This is a genomic window from Microbacterium lacus (assembly GCF_002812805.1).
Lineage (GTDB): Bacteria > Actinomycetota > Actinomycetes > Actinomycetales > Microbacteriaceae > Microbacterium > Microbacterium lacus_A.
In genome coordinates this window covers 1-4,873 of sequence record NZ_NMUM01000035.1, presented here as the reverse complement: position 1 = coordinate 4,873, position 4,873 = coordinate 1, and the positions used below count along the sequence as shown (strand labels likewise).

4 protein-coding genes are annotated in these 4,873 nt (G+C 68.7%); 2 read left to right on the top strand and 2 right to left on the bottom strand.

The genetic code is table 11. The annotated features are described in order from the left end of the window. Positions 1-70: 70 nt before the first annotated feature. Entirely contained in the window at positions 71-1,276 is a 1,206-nt protein-coding gene (locus CGU34_RS12535) for an IS30 family transposase (RefSeq protein WP_440344722.1), read from the top strand. A gap of 53 nt (positions 1,277-1,329) precedes the next feature. Here CGU34_RS12535 and CGU34_RS12530 read toward each other — a convergent pair whose 3' ends face one another. Continuing rightward, positions 1,330-2,664 (bottom strand): hypothetical protein, encoded by a 1,335-nt coding sequence (locus tag CGU34_RS12530; protein ID WP_036294622.1) that lies wholly within the window; start codon positions 2,662-2,664, stop codon positions 1,330-1,332. Continuing rightward, entirely contained in the window at positions 2,661-3,014 is a 354-nt protein-coding gene (locus CGU34_RS12525; protein ID WP_036294619.1) for a PadR family transcriptional regulator, read from the bottom strand. The genes CGU34_RS12530 and CGU34_RS12525 overlap by 4 nt, the downstream gene beginning before the upstream one ends. 208 nt (positions 3,015-3,222) lie before the next feature. Here CGU34_RS12525 and CGU34_RS12520 point away from each other — a divergent pair, with 208 nt between their 5' ends. After that, on the top strand, positions 3,223-4,692 hold the full coding sequence (locus tag CGU34_RS12520; protein WP_036294992.1) for an IS1182 family transposase: 1,470 nt from the start codon (positions 3,223-3,225) through the stop codon (positions 4,690-4,692). The last annotated feature ends 181 nt before the right edge of the window (positions 4,693-4,873 follow it).

Genomic DNA, 4,873 nt, shown 5'->3' with positions numbered 1-4,873 from the left:
GGCGGTTTCAGGTTCTTAGCGCAACGCCTTCATGGAGGAGGGTGTTGTGTCGAGGAAGGTTCCGTGGGCGATGCGCGCGGAGGCGGTTCGCGGCCTGATTGCTGGTCGCTCGGCGCTCGAGTTCGCGCCGACGCTGGGTGTCAGCATGAGCGTGGTGAAGTTGTGGGCCAGGCTCGCGGGCGTGGAACTGATGATGGGTCGAGGCGGTGGTGCGCGGCCGATGCCGATGGATGCCGTGATCGGTGAGGGTGGTGATCGCGAGTATCGGCGCCTCACGCTGGCGGACCGATCGCTTATCCAGGCGGGTCTGGCGATGCGTCCGCCGCTGTCGGTTCGACGGATCGCGGCGGAGCTCGGGGTGTCGGCCTCGACGGTCTCTCGCGAGATCCGCGCGCACCAGGTGCAGCACTGGGAGACGCGTCATTATGACGCGCGTATCGCGCATTATCGGGCGTTAGCGGCGCGGCCGCGGTCTCGGCCGGGAAAGCTGGAACAGCCCGCGGTGCGAGCGGCGGTCGTGTCACGCTTGAACGACAAGTACTCGCCGCAACAGGTCGCGGGCGAGTTGAAGCTGCTGTTTCCCGATAACCCGGAGATGCACGTGTCGCACGAGACGATCTACCAGGCGCTCTACGTGCAAGGCAAGGGCGCGTTACGACACGAGCTGACGGTTGAGAAGGCGTTGCGGTCCGGACGAACAACACGGGTCCCGCAGTCGAAGCTGCCGCGCCGGTCCAGTCGCCCCTGGCTGGACGGGGCACGACTGACCGATCGTCCCGCTGAAGTCGAGGACCGGGCGGTGCCAGGGCATTGGGAAGGCGATCTCGTCGTTGGGCCCGGCAACTCCGGGATCGTGACACTTGTCGAACGCAAGCACAGGTTCACGCTCTTGGGCCGGCTGCCGGGGCAGCGCGACAGCAAGACCGTCACCGACGTGCTTGCCAGCATGATCGCGGAACTCCCCGCGACGCTGACTCGCACGATCACGTGGGACCAAGGCGCAGAGATGGCCGAGCACGCCGCGTTCACGATCGCCAGCGACTGCAAGGTGTTCTTCTGCGACCCCCACTCGCCCTGGCAGCGAGGCACGAACGAGAACACGAACGGCCTGATCCGTGACTTCTACCCCAAGGGCACGAACTTCAACGAGGTCACCGACGACGACCTTGCCGAGACACAGCGGCTGCTGAACATCCGACCACGCCGCACCTTGGGCTACCGGAAACCAGCTGACATGATCAACGAACTGATCAACGGTGTTGCACTAGCCACCTGAAACCGCCGCGCCGAATAGAGCGGTCTGTGACAGTTCGGCGCCCCACCCCGGGCCTACGCAACTGCGGCGCGTGAGGGCTGGGTGCGACGGCCGCGGTGCGCGGTCAGGCGGCGGGCTTCGCCGATGGCGAGGACCAGCGCCGCGATCGGCAGGACGAACGGAAGCATCTGGATCGATGTGCCGAGGATGACGACGGATGCGCCGCACAGGGCCGCGATCGTCGTCCGAACGACCCGAGAGGCCCAGCGACCCACCGCGAGAATCCAGGTGACGGCACCGCCGAGGGGCAGCGCGGCGATCGTCAGGGCCCAGACGATCCGGTTGCCGTCACCGCCCCCGATGACGTTCTCCGTCGCGGCGATGAGCAATGCGATCGCGATGAGCGTCGGCGGGCCCCAGGTGTCGATCGTGCGATAGTCGTGGGATCGCAACAGCCCGATCGCCGCGCAATACGGCAGTGCGGCAAGGAATCCCGCGACGATTCCGGCACGCATCGCCTCGGTCGAATCCAGGGTGACACCGCTCCACCCGCTACCGGTGAGCGCGAAGACGATGGCGCCCACTCCCGCAACAGTCGACGCCGCTGCGCAGGCCAACACGCTCGGGCGGGCCGGGCGGGGCATCCTTGCCGCGGGCCCCGCGGAACGGGGGGCGCCTGCCGCCGTTGATTTGCGTCGCGTCAGCAGAATCACCCCGCCCAGGGTTGCCACAGCGACGAGTGCCCCGGTTGTGGGGCTCAGCAGGGTGAACGCCAGCAGGGGATAGGTGATTATGGTGCACCCGCCGCCGCCCAGCCGCGCCCACCCCGTAGGCACGGTCAGGGCCCGAAGAATTCCGCCCAGAACGACGGCACCCCACGCGGTGGCGGCAAGCCACGCGGCCGTGAAGAACCACACGAAAGCCTGAGCGAACCAGCTGCGGGTGATTCCCGCATCGCCCTCATCGAAGCCGACCGACCACGAGAGAGCGGCAAGGGTCGACAAGACGGCGGCCGGCACCGCGAGTGCGAAGGCGGCCAGCGCCTCGGGGGCGGAGAGGATCCCGCGCGTCCGGAGCGTGGCGACGATGGCGAGAAGCATGAACAGCGGCGCGGCTCCGAAACCGGGTATCAATCCGATGGGGCCCGCTCCCGCGAACAGGAGCGGTATGCCCGCGAGTCCGAAGGCAACGGCGAGGGATGCCGCGACGATAGCCGCGCGTCGATCCAGTCGAGCGCCAAGGCCTTGGACGACCGCGGCGCGCCGCATCGAGGCATCCGGAATCCGCTGCTCGCGCGCCTCGGCGTCGTCGAGCATCGTGCCCAACACAACCTCACCGTTGCGCTCTCGCCAGCGGCGCGGGTACCAGCGCAGCAGGGCGCGGAATGCGCGCTCGTCCGGAGCCGTCATGCGAACGTCGCCACGCCGACGGCGGGCGCGGGGTGCGGGGACGCGAGCGCCCGCCGCGCCGCGGATGCCCGATTTTCGAGGTCGGCGAGCTCTTCTTCGAGGCGGGTCCGTCCCGTGTCTGTGAGTGCGTAGTAGCGGCGTGCTCGCCCGTCCACGATCTCATCGCCGTCGTCAACGACGAGTCCGCGCGTCTGCAGGCGCTCGATCGTCGCGTAGAGCGTCGTGGTCTTGAGGGAGCCGGGATCGCCGGATGCCTCGTCCACATGTCGCAGGATCGCGTAGCCGTGGCGGCGCCCCTCGGTGAGGCTCGTGAGGATCCAGAAGGCGGTCGTTCCCAGTGGCGCGCTCATGCGTCGACCATATGCCCACTTCGGGAGTATGTCGAGTTGCTGAGTCGCCCGCGCCGGCGTGGCGAGCGCGCACGCGCCGAGAGCCCGAGTCCGGGCGCGCCGGGAGCCGACCTCGCAGGAGGCCGACCTAGGTGCGTGGGTCAGATCCTTCCGTTAACGCGCCGGGGTGAATCCGGTGGATAGCGCGGGGTGCTGGGAGAATCGATTCATGACGGTGACTGCCAGCCTGGAGGGTCTGTTCGAGGTCGAGCCGGGTGAGGCGCGGGCGCCGGGATCGGCTGCACCGGCGGGTGCGGGCAAGACGTTCCGTGGGTATGACCAGGGGCAGTGTTTCCTGCTCCCGCCGAGTCTGGATGACTGGCTGGACGAGGATGATGAGGCCCGGTTCATCTCCGAGGTCGTCGAAGAGCTCTTGGATCTGACGCCGGTCTACGCGTCGTACGCGTCCGCCTCGGGTGCGCCTCCGTATGACCCGCGGATGATGTTGAAGCTGCTGCTGTTCGCGTACGCGACGGGCGTGACCTCGTCTCGTGAGTTGGAGCGGCGCTGCAAGCGCGATATCGCCTTCCGGTGGCTGTCGGGCAACCAGGCGCCCGACTACCGGTCGCTGGCCCGGTTTCGTCGGCGTCACCTGGATGCCCTGCCGGGGTTGTTCCTGCAGGTGCTGCGGGTCTGCGCGGAGGCGGGGCTGGTGCGGTTGGGGCGGGTCGCGCTGGATGGCACGAAGCTGGCTGCGAACGCGTCGCGGCATAAGGCGATGAGCTATGACCGGATCGTGCCGAAGATCGATCAGCTCCAAGCCGAGGTCGCTGCGCTGCTCGCCGAGGCGGAGGCGGTCGATGAGGCCGAGGATCAGCAGTTCGGCCAGGACCGGCGCGGGGACGAGGTCGCCCCGGAGCTGGCCCGCCGTGAGGGGCGCCTGGCAAAACTACGTGCCGCGAAGGACGCGATCGAGGCCGACGCCGCCGAGAAGGCGGCAGCCGTGGCGCGGAAGAAGGCCGACGCCGCCGGTCAGCCCCCTGAGCAGGCCGACGCGGCCGTCGCGACTGCGGTGGACACGGCGGCGCCGAAGCCGAAAGCGCAACGCAATTTCACCGATCCTGAGGCGCGGATGATGAAGACGGTCCGCGGCTTCGATTACGCGTTCAACGCGCAGGCCGTTGTCGATGAGGGCCACCAGATCGTGTTGAGCGCCGAGGTCACCCAGCAGGCCACCGATATCCAGCAGTTCGTCCCGATGGCCGAGCAGACCCTACGGAACCTCGACGCGGCAGGAATCGAGCGTTCCCCAGAGGTCGTCCTCGCTGACGCGGGCTACTGCTCGGAAGCCAACCTCGAAGCCGCCGACGATCTGGACGCACAGGTGTTGATCGCGACGGGACGGCAACGTCACGGCGAGAGCTTCCCTACCGCCGGCGCCCCGGACCCGGCCCCAGAGGACGCGAGCCGGCGGGAGCGGATGGCGCACGCGCTGCGCACCGAGCAGGGCCGCACCGACTACGCGCGCCGCAAAGCCATCGTTGAACCCGCGTTCGGGCAGATGAAGACCCGGCAAAACGCCGGACAGCTCCGGCTACGCGGACTCGCCGGCGCCCAAGGCGAATGGCTACTCCACACGATCTGCCACAACCTCCGCAAGCTCCGCGTCGCTACAGCCGCCGGGCTGGCGCCCGCATAGGCCTCCCCAGGGGTCCCTGGGCGTCACAGCACGCACCGACAGTCGCCACGAGCCCCTCGCCGTGCGATCCCGCACGCTCTCACACCGCAACGGCCCGCCCGTTCCCGTTCGCGACCGTCAGCGCGCGATGCCAGAGTCAACGCCGCGCGCCACGCCACCCGATTCTGACCCGCGCACCTAG

Bases quoted from the DNA above. Each gene is read 5' to 3' on its own strand.
- CGU34_RS12535 (WP_440344722.1), top strand. From the start codon at position 71: ATGCGCGCGGAGGCGGTTCGCGGCCTGATTGCTGGTCGCTCGGCGCTC.
- CGU34_RS12530 (WP_036294622.1), bottom strand. From the start codon at position 2,664: ATGACGGCTCCGGACGAGCGCGCATTCCGCGCCCTGCTGCGCTGGTAC.
- CGU34_RS12525 (WP_036294619.1), bottom strand. From the start codon at position 3,014: ATGAGCGCGCCACTGGGAACGACCGCCTTCTGGATCCTCACGAGCCTC.
- CGU34_RS12520 (WP_036294992.1), top strand. From the start codon at position 3,223: ATGACGGTGACTGCCAGCCTGGAGGGTCTGTTCGAGGTCGAGCCGGGT.